17 protein-coding genes are annotated in these 17,873 nt (G+C 37.5%); 10 read left to right on the top strand and 7 right to left on the bottom strand.

The window, feature by feature from the left end; genetic code table 11:
- Positions 1-31 precede the first annotated feature (31 nt).
- Positions 32-337: a hypothetical protein gene (locus AC2G3J_RS11520; protein WP_336953124.1), complete on the top strand. Its 306-nt coding sequence runs from the start codon at positions 32-34 to the stop codon at positions 335-337.
- A gap of 111 nt (positions 338-448) precedes the next feature.
- The gene (locus AC2G3J_RS11515; protein ID WP_336953123.1) at positions 449-1,234 is read left to right on the top strand and encodes a M48 family metallopeptidase; all 786 of its coding nucleotides are present in this window, start codon (positions 449-451) and stop codon (positions 1,232-1,234) included.
- A gap of 94 nt (positions 1,235-1,328) precedes the next feature.
- Here AC2G3J_RS11515 and AC2G3J_RS11510 read toward each other — a convergent pair whose 3' ends face one another.
- Entirely contained in the window at positions 1,329-2,378 is a 1,050-nt protein-coding gene (locus AC2G3J_RS11510) for an NADP(H)-dependent aldo-keto reductase (protein ID WP_336953122.1), read from the bottom strand.
- 329 nt (positions 2,379-2,707) lie between these two features.
- Positions 2,708-3,418, bottom strand: a complete 711-nt coding sequence (gene crp, locus AC2G3J_RS11505; RefSeq protein ID WP_004721139.1) for a cAMP-activated global transcriptional regulator CRP — start codon at positions 3,416-3,418, stop codon at positions 2,708-2,710.
- A 151-nt stretch (positions 3,419-3,569) separates the two neighbouring features.
- Between crp and AC2G3J_RS11500 the strand changes: the two genes are divergently transcribed.
- The gene (locus AC2G3J_RS11500) at positions 3,570-3,992 is read left to right on the top strand and encodes an OsmC family protein (protein WP_336953120.1); all 423 of its coding nucleotides are present in this window, start codon (positions 3,570-3,572) and stop codon (positions 3,990-3,992) included.
- A gap of 183 nt (positions 3,993-4,175) precedes the next feature.
- Here AC2G3J_RS11500 and AC2G3J_RS11495 read toward each other — a convergent pair whose 3' ends face one another.
- Positions 4,176-4,979, bottom strand: coding sequence for a M23 family metallopeptidase (locus tag AC2G3J_RS11495; RefSeq protein ID WP_419327387.1), 804 nt, complete (start codon positions 4,977-4,979; stop codon positions 4,176-4,178).
- A 356-nt stretch (positions 4,980-5,335) separates the two neighbouring features.
- On the opposite strand from AC2G3J_RS11495, the gene AC2G3J_RS11490 reads away from it, so the two are divergent.
- The 4 genes from AC2G3J_RS11490 to AC2G3J_RS11475 are packed head-to-tail and all read left to right on the top strand — an operon-like array spanning position 5,336 to position 7,429.
- Positions 5,336-5,779: a PAAR domain-containing protein gene (locus AC2G3J_RS11490; protein ID WP_419820523.1), complete on the top strand. Its 444-nt coding sequence runs from the start codon at positions 5,336-5,338 to the stop codon at positions 5,777-5,779.
- Positions 5,772-6,335 (top strand): PAAR domain-containing protein, encoded by a 564-nt coding sequence (locus tag AC2G3J_RS11485; protein ID WP_335954937.1) that lies wholly within the window; start codon positions 5,772-5,774, stop codon positions 6,333-6,335. Before AC2G3J_RS11490 ends, AC2G3J_RS11485 begins: the two co-directional genes overlap by 8 nt.
- Before the next feature lie 6 nt (positions 6,336-6,341).
- Positions 6,342-6,968 (top strand): hypothetical protein, encoded by a 627-nt coding sequence (locus AC2G3J_RS11480; protein WP_335954936.1) that lies wholly within the window; start codon positions 6,342-6,344, stop codon positions 6,966-6,968.
- Between the two features lie 2 nt (positions 6,969-6,970).
- Positions 6,971-7,429 carry a hypothetical protein gene (locus AC2G3J_RS11475; RefSeq protein ID WP_333667274.1) on the top strand — a complete coding sequence of 153 codons (459 nt, stop codon included), beginning with the start codon at positions 6,971-6,973 and terminating at the stop codon, positions 7,427-7,429.
- A 328-nt stretch (positions 7,430-7,757) separates the two neighbouring features.
- Here AC2G3J_RS11475 and AC2G3J_RS11470 read toward each other — a convergent pair whose 3' ends face one another.
- From AC2G3J_RS11470 to AC2G3J_RS11460, 3 genes are all read right to left on the bottom strand, one after another.
- Positions 7,758-9,725 carry a family 2A encapsulin nanocompartment cargo protein cysteine desulfurase gene (locus AC2G3J_RS11470; protein ID WP_419820522.1) on the bottom strand — a complete coding sequence of 656 codons (1,968 nt, stop codon included), beginning with the start codon at positions 9,723-9,725 and terminating at the stop codon, positions 7,758-7,760.
- Positions 9,700-10,632 carry a family 2A encapsulin nanocompartment shell protein gene (locus AC2G3J_RS11465; RefSeq protein WP_004721119.1) on the bottom strand — a complete coding sequence of 311 codons (933 nt, stop codon included), beginning with the start codon at positions 10,630-10,632 and terminating at the stop codon, positions 9,700-9,702. The genes AC2G3J_RS11470 and AC2G3J_RS11465 overlap by 26 nt, the downstream gene beginning before the upstream one ends.
- Before the next feature lie 210 nt (positions 10,633-10,842).
- Positions 10,843-11,331 carry a rhodanese-like domain-containing protein gene (locus AC2G3J_RS11460; protein ID WP_004721117.1) on the bottom strand — a complete coding sequence of 163 codons (489 nt, stop codon included), beginning with the start codon at positions 11,329-11,331 and terminating at the stop codon, positions 10,843-10,845.
- Between the two features lie 280 nt (positions 11,332-11,611).
- Here AC2G3J_RS11460 and epsC point away from each other — a divergent pair, with 280 nt between their 5' ends.
- Positions 11,612-12,520: a serine O-acetyltransferase EpsC gene (epsC, locus tag AC2G3J_RS11455; protein ID WP_419327389.1), complete on the top strand. Its 909-nt coding sequence runs from the start codon at positions 11,612-11,614 to the stop codon at positions 12,518-12,520.
- 59 nt (positions 12,521-12,579) lie between these two features.
- Here the strand turns inward: epsC and AC2G3J_RS11450 are convergent, their stop codons facing one another.
- Positions 12,580-13,725 carry a hypothetical protein gene (locus tag AC2G3J_RS11450; protein ID WP_483769997.1) on the bottom strand — a complete coding sequence of 382 codons (1,146 nt, stop codon included), beginning with the start codon at positions 13,723-13,725 and terminating at the stop codon, positions 12,580-12,582.
- Positions 13,726-13,991: 266 nt separating this feature from the next.
- On the opposite strand from AC2G3J_RS11450, the gene clpB reads away from it, so the two are divergent.
- Both clpB and AC2G3J_RS11440 read left to right on the top strand, forming a co-directional pair.
- Positions 13,992-16,571: an ATP-dependent chaperone ClpB gene (gene clpB / locus AC2G3J_RS11445; protein ID WP_336953109.1), complete on the top strand. Its 2,580-nt coding sequence runs from the start codon at positions 13,992-13,994 to the stop codon at positions 16,569-16,571.
- Between the two features lie 819 nt (positions 16,572-17,390).
- Positions 17,391-17,855 carry a hypothetical protein gene (locus AC2G3J_RS11440; protein ID WP_336953107.1) on the top strand — a complete coding sequence of 155 codons (465 nt, stop codon included), beginning with the start codon at positions 17,391-17,393 and terminating at the stop codon, positions 17,853-17,855.
- The last annotated feature ends 18 nt before the right edge of the window (positions 17,856-17,873 follow it).

The following is a 17,873-nucleotide window of genomic DNA, read 5'->3' as shown; positions in this document are numbered from 1 at the left end:
GTCCTTTTATATAACACATTGAGTTTGTAGGATGCAAAAGAATATATCGAGCACAATATTTTACTCTCTGATTTTCGCAATGGGCGGTGCTCCAACGATTGCAATGCTGATTATTCAGGCTCAAACCACTGATCTGAATATTATCAATAATGCATTGTTAGGTCTGAGTGTAATGGTTGCATGTGTGCTGGTTCCTGTTATTTTGATCCAAAATGCATTTTTATTTATCAAAAGAAACGACCAATTGTTAGAGACAAAAATTATTCCATTGAAAAACATATATTTGATGCTTAATGTGATTTGTCTCATCTATTGGTTGGCGATTCAATTTTTGTAAAATTTCACTTACATAATTAATATGAATTAATGGATCTTATTGATTTAACCTTATGTAACATTTGCATATAATCCACAGTGCTTTTCATTGTTCTCCATGGAGTTGATTATAATGAACAATAAATTAATGCTTAGTCTTTGTGCGGCGACTGCCATTTCAATTTCAGGGTGCTCAACTATTGCGGATATGGCAGGTGCTGATTCTGCAACGCTTAATTTAAACGCAACACAAGGCTTTAATAAAACGGTGCAAGAAGCACGTTTGAATAAGACTCTAGATACAACTTCTGCAACTTATAAAAAAGTGAACGCAGCATTTATCCGATTAAAACCTTTTGCAGATCAAATGAACCAAACGGGTCAAAGATTTGATTGGCAGTTGGCTGTTCTTAAGTCAGACGAAATCAATGCTTATGTCGCACCCGGTGGTAAAGTAGTTTTTTACACAGGGATTGTAAATCGACTCAATCTATCTGAAGCTGAAGTTGCTGCAGTAATGGGACATGAAATGACCCATGCTTTAGAAGAACATTCTAAACAAAAATTAGGTGCGCAAGCGTTGACCAATCTTGCAGTAGGAATTGGTAAATCGTATGCAGGTAGCCAAATTGGTGAATTAGGTAATGCTGCTCTCGATTTGGGAAGCCAAGTTGGAGTGGGTTTACCATACTCACGTAGTTTAGAGAGCCGTGCAGATGAGGGCGGCTTAATGATGATGGCAAAAGCTGGCTATAATCCTCAAGCAGCAATTAGCTTGTGGGAAAAAATGGCGAAACAGGGTGGAGGAAAAGGTTCTGCATTACTGTCAACACATCCATCTGATGTTAATCGTATCAATGCAATGAAAAAGAATTTACCTGCTGCAATGGCAGTTTATACTGCGCGAGGCGGAAGATAAGTTTTTTGATAAAACCTATCGAATAAAAAAGGATGCTTATGCATCCTTTTTTATTGAAAACAACGTAGAACAATGAGCGTTTCAAAAATTGTGCTTAAGGTGCAGGGTTTGGCTGCTGCTGATGAATCGCATCTATTTCCAATAAGATTTCTTCAGACAATTGGGTATCAAAGGCCTGAATATTCTCTTTTAGTTGCTCGAGCGTAGTCGCACCAATAATGGTACTACTCACAAAAAATTGTTGTTTAATAAATGCTAAAGCCAATTGGGTAAGGCTTAAACCATGTTTTTCTGCAAGCTGTGCATATTGTTCTGTCGCCCAATCGCTCTGTGGATTGCTATAGCGGCTAAAGCGAGAAAATAGTGTAATACGTCCTTTTTCAGGGCGTGCGCCGTGGCGATACTTGCCAGTTAAGTAACCAAAGGCTAAGGGTGAGTAAGCGAGTAAGCCAACGCCCTCGTGTTGTGCGATCTCAGACATCCCAATTTCATAAGTACGATTGAGCAAACTATAAGGGTTTTGTACACTCACAATTTTTTCTAAGCCCAATTGTTCAGCTAAATGTAAAAACTTTAAGGTACCCCAAGGTGTCTCATTGGATAAGCCAATATGACGAATACGCCCTTTTTTAACTTCTTTCGAGAGTGCTTCTAAGGTTTCAGCAAGCGGGGTGATGTCTTGTGTACGTGCCGCAAGCTGATTGCTGTAACCCAGCGTGCCAAAGAAGTTAACAGGGCGTTGTGGCCAGTGCAGTTGATAAAGATCTATATAGTCTGTTTGTAAGCGCTTGAGCGAGCTATCAATAGCACTACTGATCTCTGCTTCTATAAACTTGGTATGCCCATCACGAATTTGACTGCCACCTTGTTGGGGGCCTGCAATTTTTGTGGCAATGATAAGTTTGTCACGCTGACCGTTTTGAGCAATCCAATTCCCTATGATGCTTTCAGTCGATCCCTGTGTCTCTGGTTTAGGGGGTACCGGATACATTTCAGCAGTATCCCAGAAATGGATATTTTGATCGATTGCATAAGCAAGTTGTTCAAATGCTTCATTCTGATTATTTTGTTCACCAAAGGTCATGGTACCTAAACAAATTTCAGGGACCACAAGATCAGAATGCCCTAAACGATTTGACTTCATTTTATGTCCTTCAAAACTAATATTCAGTATCTTGTGAGAATAATAGCGTAATTTAAATTTGATAACTAAGTGAAAAAATGTTTCTAATTATCAAAATAAGATAAAGTTATCTGATTCTTTTATAAAATGCTCATTTTAGCTTGGTCTAGTTTTATAGCATGGTCATGAGACCAGCTCACAGCCATTCACTGTGTAGTTCTAGCAACATGAAAAAAGCAAACTCGGGAGTTTGCTTTTAAACTATATTTCAACTTTTTGACAATATTTGATATTTACCCCATTCAACATAATTCTTTAAGGAAATAAATTCTCAAATTTGTTCTCAAGTTTTATTCATCATCTGTGCTTAGTTCGTCTTCAGAAAAATTAGATTCTTCTAAAGATACATCAAATATAAGGATGGCTTTACCGTCGGTTTCGATCATGCCTTGTTCTTCAAGTGTTTTTAGAACACGACCAACCATTTCACGGGAACAGCCCACAATACGACCAATTTCTTGGCGAGTAATGCGGATTTGGCGGCCGTTTGGCAAGATCATCGCTTCAGGCTGTGCTGAAAGATCAATTAAACAACGTGCAATACGACCAGATACATCAATAAATGCAAGGTCAGTTACTTTGCGTGTTGTATTTTTTAAACGACGAACAAGTTGTGCAAATACGGCATAACTTAAGTCAGGATATTGTTTACTAATTTCGTGGAAATTGTCATATGAAATTTCAGCAATTTCACATACGTCACGGGTTCTTACTTCCGCAGTACGTTGTGGATTCTGCTCAAATAATCCCATTTCCCCAAAAAAGTCCCCAGGGTTCAAATATGCAACAACAATTTCACGTTCATCATCTTCACGTAAAATAATTGAAACTGAACCTTTTAAAATTAAATACAGTGATTTTGACTCTGAACCTGCATCAATAATCGTTGAGCGTTTTGGAAAACGATTGATGTGGGCTCTTTTGAGCAAAGCTTTGACTGACTCAGGTAGTTGACCAGGAGACAAAGCATCTGTACTAAGTTGTGCAAAATTAGAAGACATGCTTAAAAATTCCGAATTGGATAATAACTAGATCTGTTGATCTAAATTGAACTCGTCACGTAGAAGCAGTAGAGATGAAATTCCTTATCAACTCATTTTATGCTAGTGTACAGGTACCCCGTAAATTTATAGCTTTTTTTAGGTAGTTGCAATGCAAACTAGCGTTCATTGGTTAGAGAATGTTGCTTTCGAAGCAAAATCAGAAAGTGGTCATCAAATTGTGATGGATGGTTCTGCTGAATATGGTGGTGAAAACCGTGGCCCACGTCCTATGGAACTCATATTAATGGGACTTGGTGGGTGTGCTTCATTCGATATTGTGACCATTTTAAAGAAATCTAGGCAAAATGTAACAAATGTTGTTTGTCAGCTCAAAGCGGATCGAGCAGACACGATTCCAGCTGTATTTACGAAGATACATTTACATTTTGTGGTAACAGGGCATGATGTAAAAGAGAAGCAAGTAGCGAAAGCTGTTGAATTATCAGCCGAAAAGTATTGCTCAGCAAGTAAAATGCTATCCGATGGTGGTGTTGAAATCACCCATGATTTTGAAATAATTTTAGCTGAATAATTAAATTATTATTCTAAAAAGCCAATCCTTAGATTGGCTTTTTTTTATGTGCTCTAACTTTTTAAATTCATGACTCATGCTAACAATTTTTTAAAAAATAAATTATTACAAAATGTGTATTTCTTTAAAAGGACCATTTTTGAAACAAATGTTCAAAGTTTTCTTTGCATTTTGCTTGCAAAATTAAAGTGATAAAAATAATTGTGGATCAACTCGGGCATTATTTAAGCTCATTCCCCAGTGTAGATGTGGACCTGTTACTCGTCCTGTTTTACCCACCAATCCCAATAATTCACCTTGTTTCAAGATTTGCCCTTTTTCTACATTGATTTTACTGAGGTGGCAAAACATGCTGATCAGACCTTGTCCGTGATCAATCATAACGGTATTTCCATTAAAGAAATAATTGCCTGTGGCAACCACTGTTCCTGCGGCAGGCGCAACCACTTTTTGTCCGATGGGGGCAGGGATATCTAAACCAGAATGTGGAGCACGTTCTTCACCATTAAAAAAGCGTTTACGACCAAATGAATTACTAAATTTTCCTGCTGTAGGACGGATAAATGTTGGAAAGTCTTTCCATTGTGCAGGGCTAAAAGAGCTATAAACACTGTTTTGTTCTTTCGCTTCTTGGCTATAACGATCAAGTTGTTCTTGATTCGGATTGACGTAGTCCTGATTTTTTACATTGAGGCGCTGCTCAGCGTATTTAAATGGCTTCACTTCAATATTAATTGGGCCTTTAGAGCTTTGTAATTGCAGTGTACCCAGTGGCGCTGAAAGCGGAATACCAAAAACAATATGGTTTACTGCATTTTCACCATCCACGATCAAGACAGGTTTGTCTTGATAAGTGACATTTAACACGGTTTTAGCAACAGGAATAACCGCTATGCCACCTGCACGACGTGAGTCTTGAGGTAAGGCAAAAGCTTGTGTTGCTATAATTAAGCTAGATAGTAGGAAAAGTTTTTTGATTGAAGGCATAAATAACATACAAGGTTTAATTTTTTGTAGTATCTCGCTTTTTTATTCAGATGCTCAAGCATGTGATTGTTAAATTGTAAGTAGAGTGTTCTTGATGACTATTCAAAATACTGTAGGGCAATGAATATTACCCAATTATTTGAATATCTGATTTGTTAAGAAAGATTCAAGAGATCTAATTGAGAACATTGGTCAATAGGCTTGATAAGCGAGTTGATTGAAATATGAATAGTGTAAAGATATTGATCAATTTAAATTATTAAAATTATTTAATAATTCTATTAAATTTGTCTTAATGGTTGGTTTTATGTTTCAATTGCTATGTTCTTCATTCAATAACAATAATTGGCCTCAGTATGACGAAACCTAAATTTTTACATGAATTACCAATTGAGCAGTTAAAGCAGATGTCTCAAGAAGACATAAAGCAAACAATAAAAGCAGAGCAGCTTTATTTTCGACGCAGACCCAAAAAGATCTATTACCTTGCGGTAAATGGGGCTAAAACCAAAAATGGTGGGTTAGTTAAAGCGACTGCATTGCAAAGCCGAATAGGTGGATTGCCTATTGCTTTAGTTGGTGACGATGCTATTTACGCAGATGGGACAATTTCTAAAATCATTTCAGGTGCTGGCAAGGGTTGTCTTATAAATGGTCAGTCCGCTGCATTGGTAGGAAGCCACTTAGAGAATGGTGATGAGATTGTCGATAGCCCTAATAACTCTGTAGCTATAAATATCTTTATCGGTGATAAGGCCCCTGAAGGCTTTTTGTGCCAAGATGGTTTTAATCATGACTAAAGGTTTTGCAATTCATAACTCTATGACAAATCATGGAGGCATCATTCAAGCAACACAACAACGAACATCTCAAATGGGAAATCTATTTCTACGTGCTGGAGATGGTCACTTTTGCCCTAAGTGCAAATGTTGGTCTGAAATTGTTAAAAGCCATGATCATATTATTATGGATGGCAAAGCTGTTGCTTATGTTGATGACTTATTGACTTGTGGAGCTAAAATTTTACCTAAACAAGATCATGTTGTTGGAACAAGCCAAGGTGAGAATTATAGAAGTTCTTCAAGCTCAAAAGAGCCTTTACAAAATAGCTTTATAGATAAAGTAATCTCAACAAATTTTGGTTTGCAACACCAATTGTTAGATAAAGCTACTCAGAAACCGTTAGTTGATTTTCCATACCAATTGAAACGTGCAAACGGTGAAGTTATTGAGGGGAAAACTGATGAAGATGGAAATACAGTTCATATTGATTCAGGTGATCAAGAGGAACAGGTAGAGCTAATAATTTATGACCTTTCTAAACCAATGCCTCCACTAGATGATGACTTAGGGTAAAAAATTATGGCTGACGTTATTGTAACTGATAAGGGTATGTTTCCTAGGGATGTTGAAGTTTGTAACTATCCCTCTGTAACGTGTAATCCAGCGTTTAAAGTTGGTAATTACTACATTGCTGCGCCTTACAATTTTTTCTTTGACGAAGATCATTGGCAAAGGCTGGAACGCACAAATAAAGTAGAGTTTCTACTGGCTTTACGTTTTGGTATGGAATATGACATAAACAAATTTGGTGATGGAATGATTAATAAGCTTTCCTTCAACACTATGATGTATGTAAAGTTTCAACAGTATGTACGGAAACACTCAATGCATGAAGCCAGTAAATTAGTTGCTCAATTTCAAAAACAAACCTTTTCAATCAGACTTAAAACAGGATTTAGTTTTTTTGATGTATTGGCAGTAATAGGAATTGCAAAAAATATTACTGTTCCAGAAACCATAGTACATCTTCGGCAATTGGCTGAAAATAATCATTGTCCTCTATATGTAAACAGATCCACATTTAAAAATATATTTAATGAAGATTATCATTCGGGAATGTTAAAACAGTTAACAGGAGATGGAACGTATAAGGGGGAAGGTTCTGTTGTAGACTTGAAGCAGTTTGACAATAAAGGAAGTGGGTAATTATGAAATTTAAATTTTTAACTCTAATATTAATACCACTGGTATCGATAGGATGTTCTGCTAATGAAATAACAAAAAAAGACATTCAAAAATACGTAGAAACAAGTGATGTATTTATCAATATTGATACACCTATTTATAGATTAGCTGACACGACTAAGAAAAATGCGATGGCTGACGCAATTTATAAATCATCATTAGCCAAGCTTTATTTTTTAAAAAGTTATGAGAAAGAGCTATTCCCTATTTACAATCTCGAAGACAAGATGATGTCTGAAAACTTCTTTGGCTATTGTTGGATGGGAAAATTCATCAATGATTATAAATCCTTTGCACCCAAGCCTTCTTTAGTAGATGTTGAAACATTGCAATGGCTGGATAAAAAGCGCGCTATATGGGCTCAGCATATTAGTAAAAAATTTGGGAATGATACGTCCGTTAAAAATTACTGTCCTTACTAACAGGTACAGCCGATATATTTACTTTTAAAGTTATGAGTAATATAGTCTTAAAAATGTTGCAAAAATAGGTTGATAAAAATAATGGTAAATCAACCTGATTTAAACTAAATAGCGGCTTAATTTTTTTGTTGTAGTGTATCGTTTTATCGAATTGAGGGGATATTTTCACTAATTGGATGAATTACGCATCCCCATTCAAAAATAGATCATACAATCGTCACCTCGAAAAATCACATGCCTAATTAATTAAGCATGTGATTATGATCGATCAATAAAGTCTTTGAAAACTAAAACTTAAAAACTAAGCTTTAAAAGCTAAAGTTTAAAATTAGGATTTATAAGGTTTAGCACGGCGGAGTTGATGCAATACTGAAACCAATAAATCAATTTCCTCAGTGGTATTATAAAACGCAAGAGAAGGGCGTACAGTACGTTCAACACCGAAACGGCGTAAGATCGGTTGGGCACAATGATGCCCAGTACGCACGGCGATACCATATTGATTGAGTACTTTCCCGACCTCTTCCGTTTCATAGCCTGCCAGTGTAAAAGACATCACACTGGCTTTATTTAATGCAGTACCAATCAGGCGTAGTCCAGAAACGCTTTGTAGTGCATGTTGACCATATTCAAGCAAGTCATGTTCATAACGTGCAATGTTATGGATTCCAATACTTTCTACGTATTCTAAAGCAGCACCTAAGCCAACAGCATCTGCAATATTCCCCGTACCTGCTTCAAATTTATTTGGTGCAGGTTGATAGACCACATTCTCAAACGTCACATCCTGAATCATATTTCCGCCGCCTTCCCATACAGGCATGCTATCAAGTAATTCAGACTTGGCATAAACAGCGCCAATACCCGTTGGGCCAAAAACTTTATGCCCAGAAAACACAAAGAAATCGGCATCTAAGGCAGTAACATTGGTGGGCATGTGCGAAACAGACTGAGCACCATCAATCAAAACTCGAACACCTGCTGCATGCGCCAATGCAATAATTTCTTGAGTAGGCGTTACAGTACCCAAGGCATTAGAAACCTGTGTAATCGAAACCAGTTTGGTTCTAGGATTGAGCAATTTTACAAATTCCTCAATCTGAATCTGACCAGTATCATCTACAGGAATTACACGGAGTTTTGCACCAGTTTCTTTACTGAGTTGGTACCAAGGCACAATATTGGCATGATGCTCAAGATGGGACACAATAATTTCGTCTCCCGCTTGAATATTCTGCTTACCCCACGATTTTGCGATTAAGTTGATGCCTTCTGTTGTACCTCGAACAAAGACGATATTTTTTGCTGAAGCGGCCCCAATAAAGCGAGCAACAACATCACGTGCATGCTCATAAGCATCACTGGCACGTGCTGCAAGTTCATGTGCTGCACGGTGAATATTCGAATTTTCATGTTGATAGAAATATGAAATTCGATCGATGACCGCCTGAGGTTTATGGGTGGTGGCTGCATTATCCAACCAAACCAATTGCTTACCATTTACACGCTCTTGTAGGATGGGAAAATCCCGACGGATTTGCAAAATATCAATGGGTTGATAGTTCTGAGCATTCGCTGGTATTTGCACATCTGAATGCGGACGAACAGCTTCAATGGTAGGTGATTGAAGAAAATAATAACCAGACGCTGCTGTTGTAGGTTTGTCATTACGATCTTGTAATACACTTTTTAATTGCTGGTCATCTGTCACATGATAATGATCAAACGCATATGGATTTTTAAGCACATCAGTTTGAGCCGTATTGGTATTGACTGTTTGGGCGCTAGCAACTTCAGGGTGAGGCAGATCCAAAAAGTAATAACTCGATTGAGCTTGATGTGGCGCAGTCGTTGTTAGGTTTGATGGTGCAGTCTGTTGTGTGATTGGTGTAGGATTCAAAGACAAATCTAGCTTTTGTCCGACAGCAAATGGATCAGGAGTATTTGCACCACCAACAATGGGCGAAGAAGATAGAATTCTACGCTCGGGATGGTCGGCGGTCGGTTCTACATAGTGATGTGTAGAATCCGGGTTTAAATTTGCCTGTTGTACAATGGCAGGTATGCGCCCAGACAATGCAGTAATCGGGTCTTTAGGCTGTGGTTGGTGACTAATACCTTGAGATCGTTGATCGGGTATATCAAAGTTAAAACCTTGTGGGTTTTGCTTGGGTAAAGCCGAAAAAAATTCAGCAGCCAATTGTGCAATGACAGATTCACTGATGGGCGCATCAGCAATATGATCAGAAGAAATATCTGGAGTAGGTTGATTACTTGTAAGTTGTTGGATAGTCATGGTACTTGTCTACCTCCACATCTTCGAGCACAGCGAGTGCATCATCTGTTAACACAGCAAGAGAACAATATAAGGAGATTAAGTAAGAGGCGATTGCATTACGATTGATGCCCATAAAGCGTACAGATAGGCCAGGTGCCTGTTCACCAGCAAGACCTGGTTGGAATAAGCCAACAACACCTTGACGCTTTTCACCAACGCGTAACAAGATGATTTTGGTTTTGCCATCTTCAACTGGAATTTTATTTGAAGGAATCAGTGGAATACCACGCCAAGTGATGAACTGTGAACCAAATAGGCTTACGGTGGGTGGTGGAACACCACGACGGGTACATTCACGTCCAAAAGCTGCAATCGCATCGGGATGTGCTAAGAAGAAGCCTGGCTCTTTCCAAACTTTACGTAGTAAATCATCAAAATCATCTGGTGTGGGTGCACCTGTCAAAGTGGAAATACGTTGCTCATCTGCAACACTTGCCAATAAGCCGTATTCAGGATTATTGATTAATTCACTTTCTTGACGTTCTTTAATGGTTTCGATGGTTAAGCGTAACTGTTCTTTGATTTGATCGTGAGGACTACTATATAAGTCAGAAACACGAGTATGAATATCCAGAACTGTGGAAACACCATTTAAAAAGTATTCACGTGGATTAACTTCATAGTCGACAAAAGTTTGTGGAAGTGTTGCTTCATCACGTTGTGTACAAGCCACCTGAATATCATCGGTATTGCTGACTTTATTGACCCGATAGATACCTGCTTCAACAGGGGTCCATTGCAATAAATGTGTTAGCCAACGTGGCGTAATGGTGGAGAGTTGCGGTACTGTTTTTGTCGCATTGGCAAGTTGACGGGCTGCTTGATCATTTAGCGCTTGGCGTGTGACTTCTTGGTTCTTAGCCATGTTTTAATCCTTGGTGGTATTGGAAATTAATTTATTGATTACTCATCTGATTTAAAAATGCTGTTTTTATCATCTCCAATAAAGTAAGAATTTTGCTATTGGTGTTTAATTGTGACCGGTATTTATTGCATTAATTTGATTCTAATTAAGAGCGTTTTTAATCATTATCAACTGCTTATAAAAATTCATAAGAGGAATAAAGCAAGAGCCTTATTCCTGACGCCAAGGTAAGTTGTGGAAACGCCATCCATTGAAAGAACCACGATGATCATTTTCGTCAAGGTCACCTTCAAAGCCTTGTTCGATATTGTAAATATTTTCAAAACCCGCATTAAAAGCCACATTTGCAGCAGCTGCGGAACGTTTGCCACTACGACAAAGCAGTAGAATGATCTTGTCTTTTCCAATTTTAGTTTCAAGTTCTTTGGCAAAGCGTGGATTGCGGTTCAGCGCAGTTCCTGTCGCCCAAGGAATATGAATAGTATCTTCTACATAGCCGACAAATTTACGTTCTTCGTTGGTGCGTACGTCGACAATCACCACATGACCCGCTTTAAACAATGCCCATGCTTCATGAGGTAAAATTGTTCCCGTAAATTCTAAATAATGATCTTCAACACGTTGTTTTGCTTGTTCAAAGATATTTTCAATTTGAGCCGTTGTTAATTCGGTAAAGTGTTGTTGATTTAAACTCGTCATTTCAGTTGCCTTTCTTCAAACTTAGAATTACATCTAAGTCTTGATGTATCAGATGTATTGATAACAACTATAATGATTTTATATATTCAATAAATTAATAAAAATTGAATTGCTTATTCTTATTTTGAAATAAGATTTAAATGATTTTTAAAGATATCTTTATACGAAGAATGTTTATCTACAAGATTGCTAATAAAATAGTATTTACATATTCAAAGTGAATAATAAAATTTCATGTTAAGCGCATGGATTGTGAAAAGTCATTTCAGTAGGTAAATATATGACCCAATGGAATATCCCCAATATTGTGGATGAGCTACAACAAGCTCGTAATGAATGGCGTACTCAACGTAAAAGCTTAAAAGACTTTGGCGGTAGGGAATTACCTTCAAAAGATGAAATTAAGAAAATCATGAATGATCTGTGTGGTATCTTGTTCCCTATGCGACTAGGGCCACCTGATCTACGCCAACAAAGTGAAAATTTTTATATTGCACATGCACTTGAGAAAACTTTGCACTCATTATTGGAGCAAGTCAAACTTAATCTAACTTATGATTATAAATATAAAAAGCACAACGAAAATGCCGACGTAATTGAGGTATTGGCACAAAGTATCGTCAGTGAATTTGCACAAAAATTACCAGATCTACGCCGAATTTTAGATACAGATGTGATTGCAGCCTATGATGGTGATCCAGCTGCACGAAGTGTCGATGAAGTTTTATTGTGTTATCCGGGTATTTTGGCAATTATTTACCACCGAATTGCACATGAGTTTTATAAAAAAGACTTGTCACTGTTGGCACGTTTAATTGCTGAGATTGCACATTCAAAAACTGGCATTGATATACATCCAGGTGCACAAGTCGATCAAGGTTTCTTTATTGATCATGGTACAGGTGTGGTGATTGGTGAAACCTGTATTATTGGTAAAAATGTGCGAATTTACCAAGCCGTAACGCTTGGCGCTAAACGTTTTGAAATCGATGATTCTGGGCGTTTACAGAAAGAATATGCACGTCACCCAATCGTAGAAGACAATGTGGTGATCTATGCAGGTGCAACTATTCTTGGGCGTATTACCATTGGTCAGGGTGCTGTAATCGGTGGAAATGTATGGATTACCCAAAATGTCGCAGCGAATAGCGCAGTTTCTCAAAGTTCTGCAACCAAGTCGGAAGTGTAAGTGCATTAAAAGCTTAATAGGTTGTGTAGCTTAAAATTTTATGAGGTTAAAATGCTTCATTAAGAAAGTGGAATGATGTAGTAAGTTTGATCAACCGAGATGATCAGTTTATTTCTAATTTGATATATCCAAGCAGTGTCAATGGGCAGCTTAAATTGTTTATTTTGCCCATGTTGTTTGATTTCAAATACGTCATAGCCAATAGGTGTAAACCAGAATATATAATGATTTCCTGAACCTTGAACATCATCAATACTTTGATATTTTAGATATTTGGCATTTACAGTGGGTAACTCTACTGGCTTTTTGCATTCAGGCAGTCTTATCTCATCTTTCAACTGTGGCAGAAATTTGGAAAAATCGCGACTATAGAGATAACTTTGAGGTGTTTTTAAGAGCCGTGTTTCGTGATCAAGAATTAAATAACATTCTGCTTGGTGCTGTTGTAGATAGAGCCTTAATTGTTGAATGAGTTTTAAATTAAAAGGTTCGGCAGGTTGAGCAGGATAATCATCTGGTGAAAAATCACGTTTTGGTTGTTCAGGCTTGTCTCTAAAAATATCTTTGAAATTTTTGATTACAGATTGCTGCTGTTGTTTATGTTCTTTTTGAGCTTCTGCGGCTGCTTTGGCCGAAATATATTGAGGATCAAAATAAACTGTTGTGTCATATTCTAAGACTTTCTTTTGATATGTTTTCTCTTGCACCATTTGCTCTAAAATTGTCTGAGAAAATGCAGCATAGGAAAACGAAGTCATGGCCGTTAAATTTTGTGTCTGTGCATTGAATAAATAAGCTTGCATTGGATTATTCACACCAGATTGAAAGGTTTTTATAGTGATGAGAAAGTGATTGTGATTTAAGGCGACAATTTGATCGATCAATTGATTTGTTTGTGCAGCAATGAAATGAGGCTGAATCTGTTGATCATGATTTAGATCGTAAGTACATAATTTAAAATTCTTTACAGGATTTTGTTTTATATGACTTTCAGGGCAATTGTAAACAATAAAATTTTCATTGAGGGCTTTTCTATTCATGTCATCAGGCGTTTTAAACCATGTGAATTCTATGCCTGATATATTCGGTGTTAATTGCTGGATATGTTTGTGGGGAAATTCTTCACTATTTGGCGATTTGTAGCCACAGGCATACAGTGCAGATACTGCAATTAATACAGATAATGATTTACCGAAAGTCAACATTGTTATTATACTAAAATCTCTCAATACTCCTTACTCTAAAGCATATCGTTGAAAATACAAACGTTTAAAAAACTAATTCTCTATATTTTTCCATAAGCTTACTTGAAAAATAACGTTTCAGCACAGATATTAATACTGAAATCCATTCTAAGTATTTTGGTAAGTTTTTGAAAAATATATAAATTAATTCATTATTGCTATTGAAATCGAAAAAAACGTTCCCATTTATTATTCAAGTACAAAATTTGTTGTGAGGAATAACAAGAATGCGATTTGAAAAATTTACGAACCGCCTGCAGCAAGCCTTATCTGATGCACAATCTCAGGCAATGGGTAATGATAATACCGCAATTGAGGGTATTCATATTCTTTCCGCTTTATTGGAAGAACCATCTAATCTTAGTCTTTTGCAACAGTCAGGCGCCAATCTACCTGAGTTAAAAACAAAATTGCAAAAAGCCTTAACAGATGCGCCCAAAATTGGAACACCAACTGGAGATATTAATTTAAATCCAGAAGCTGTACGTGCGCTTAATTTGGCAGATAGCTTTGCTCAAAAAGCAGGAGATGAATTTTTATCTACTGATTGGGTAATCTTGGCACTTGCTGAAACAGGTGCTACCAAAACATTGTTAACAAGCGTAGGTGTCACGACTGACAAACTACGCAAAGCAATTGAAAATATTCGAGGTGGCGAACAAGTTATGGCAAATAACCATGAAGATCAACGAGATTCACTTAATAAATATACCATAGATTTAACAGCACGTGCTGCGGAAGGTAAACTCGATCCTGTGATTGGCCGTGATGAAGAAATTCGTCGGACTATTCAAGTGTTGTCGCGTCGTACTAAAAATAATCCTGTATTGATTGGTGAACCTGGGGTAGGTAAAACGGCGATTGTTGAAGGTCTGGCACAACGTATTATCAATGGTGAAGTGCCTGAAGGCTTAAAAGGTAAGCGTGTTTTATCGCTAGACTTAGGTTCGTTGCTGGCTGGTGCAAAATACCGTGGTGAGTTTGAAGAACGTTTAAAAGCAGTACTCAAGGATCTAGCGAAGTTTGATGGTGAAATCATTCTCTTTATTGATGAGCTACATACGCTTGTTGGTGCAGGTAAGGGTGATGGTGCGATGGATGCAGGTAATATGTTAAAACCTGCATTGGCACGTGGTGAATTACGTTGTGTGGGTGCAACGACACTGGATGAGTATCGTCAATTCATTGAAAAAGATGCAGCTTTGGAACGCCGTTTCCAAAAAGTTTTGGTAGATGAGCCAAGTGTTGAAGATACCATTGCAATTTTGCGTGGTCTCAAAGACAAATATGCAACACATCATGGTGTGCAAATTCTCGACTCTGCAATTATTGCAGCGGCGAAAATGTCACATCGCTATATTACAGATCGCCAATTGCCAGATAAGGCGATTGATTTGATTGATGAAGCAGCATCACGTATTAAAATGGAGATTGACTCTAAACCTGAGCCACTTGACCGTTTAGACCGCCGTTTAATCCAGTTAAAAATGCAATTGGAGGCGGTAAAAAAAGATGCAGATTCAGTCAGCAAAGCTGAAGTTGAGCATTTGGAAAAACAAATTGCAGATGTCGAAAAAGAATATAGTGATTTGGAAGAAATTTGGATTGCTGAAAAGCGTTTAGTGGATGGTACAAATCAGGCGCAAATCGAACTTGATAAAGCCCGTACTGCATTTGAAAAAGCGCAACGTGAGGGTGATTTGGCTGAAGCAAGTCGTTTGCAATATGGGGTGATTCCAGAATTGCAAAAACGCTTGAGTGAGGAAGAGGTAGCGGAAGTCAATGAAGAACCGAAACTGATTCGTACCAAAGTGACTGAAAATGAAATTGCAGAAGTAGTTAGTGCTGCAACTGGTATTCCTGTATCAAAAATGCTACAAGGCGAGCGTGAAAAATTACTCCATATGGAAGATTTTTTACACAACCGTGTGGTAGGACAGGATGAAGCTGTGGTTGCTGTCTCAAATGCAGTTCGTCGTTCACGTGCGGGCTTATCTGATCCAAATCGCCCAAGTGGTTCGTTCTTATTCCTTGGACCAACAGGGGTGGGTAAAACTGAGTTAACCAAGGCTTTAGGTAATTTCTTATTTGACAGTGATGATGCAATTATTCGTATCGATATGTCAGAGTTTATGGAAAAGCATTCGGTTAGTCGATTGGTGGGTGCACCTCCGGGTTATGTTGGTTACGAAGAAGGTGGTGTTTTAACTGAAGCAGTACGCCGTAAACCATATAGTGTGGTGTTATTTGATGAAGTTGAAAAAGCCCATCCAGATGTATTCAACATTTTATTACAAGTGTTGGATGATGGACGATTAACTGATTCACAAGGCCGTCTGATTGATTTTAAAAACACCGTGATTGTGATGACATCGAATTTAGGTTCAAGTGATGTACGTGAGCTCGGTGAAGGTGCTAGTGATGAGGATGTTCGTATAACGGTGATGAATGCCGTATCACAACATTTCCGTCCTGAGTTTATTAACCGTATCGATGAGTTGGTGGTATTCCACTCGTTGAAAAAATCACAAATTCGTGGCATAGCAGATATTCAATTGAATCGCTTACGTTCACGTTTATCTGAACGAGATATTGGGTTGAAAGTCGATGATCAGGCCTTTGATATTCTGATTGATGCTGGTTTTGATCCTGTATATGGTGCACGTCCACTCAAACGTGCGATTCAACAACAGGTTGAAAATCCATTGGCTCAGCAAATTCTTGCTGGTCAATTTACAGCAGGTGATACCATTTTAATCAGTGCTGAACATGGTCAACTTAATTTTGGTAAATTAAAATTAAGTTAATTTATCTAGCTGTATAACCAAAGCCAACTACCGCAAGGTAGTTGGCTTTTTTAGTAGAGAAGTATTTATATTTTTACGTGTTATATAGTCAAACCAGCTAGTTACTCATACAAGTGGTTTCCATCAAGTCATTGATCATAAATGAAGCTTATGTTTCTAAATGAACTTTTAGAAATTATTGGTTAACAATTCATTTTTTGTACTTTTGAATCATAGATGGTTGTTTTAATCATGGGGCGACATGGATGTCACAGTTGGGCGGGGGTATAGGACGTACCCCCGTCCATGAGCAAAAACAAAGCACTGCTTTGTTTACAGTGTAAGGTTTGGCAACCCTTACGAAAAGTGAGACATAGCCTACGCAAAGGTATTTAAACTTTGAATATAAGGTATGGTATTGCAAGCTTTAGGACTTTTTAGCGTTCTACATAAGTGTAAGCATTGGATCAAAAGGTAAGTAATCTTAATGGATAGCACTTGTGAAGGGGAGATGAGGTTGATTGAGCAGTAGAATGCCACATTAAGACTTTCCGCATAATAGGGAAAACACTACACATCGTAGAATTGATGCAAAGGTTTAAAGCCTGTTTAATCCCCCAATCAAGCATCCAGAGCTATAGGAATGCATAGATTTATAAACCATCCTAAACCACTAATCGGCATAGCCTAGTCTTTTCATCATATTATTTTAATCATCAAATATTTATGTGTATTGATTTAGGTTTTACCTATTATCGGGTTTTTCATGAATTTATTGAAAAAACGGTCAAAAATTGATAGTTTTTTCAGTGAGGAATAATAAGAAAGGAAACGTTGATCATGAGGATCAAAGATAAGGATAAATCTGATTATTTAAAAATATTCGGTTTTCTCTTGATGGCATTCAGTTCGGTAGAGGTATTGGCAGATAAATTAGATGATCAAGATCTTGCAGAGCAATCTGTAGGTGTGGTTAAACTGTCACCTATTATTATTAAAGCTGTAAAGGAAAATGCACAACAACCTGTAGAAGAGCAAAATAATTTGCATAAACAAGTTGCTCAGGAAAGGTCAGATGATGCTAAAAAAGATGAAATTTATTCTACAGTTTTAACTGATTTCGAGTGGCAGAAAAAAGACCCAGATCCAAATCAACCTGGGGATAAATATTTAAAACCACTTGAAAAATATAGAATAAGCGAAGTTGGTTATAATCCATATCAACGCCATGATGTCCGAATTACAACCCAAGATCGCGTTACACTTTATATAGGACATGAAATTGACCCCGTGACTTATAAATAAGTCCGAGGTCTAACATAA

The organism is Acinetobacter legionensis (genome assembly GCF_057165765.1).
Note: the sequence above shows the minus strand (reverse complement) of the source record. Positions and strands in the feature narration are given on the sequence as shown.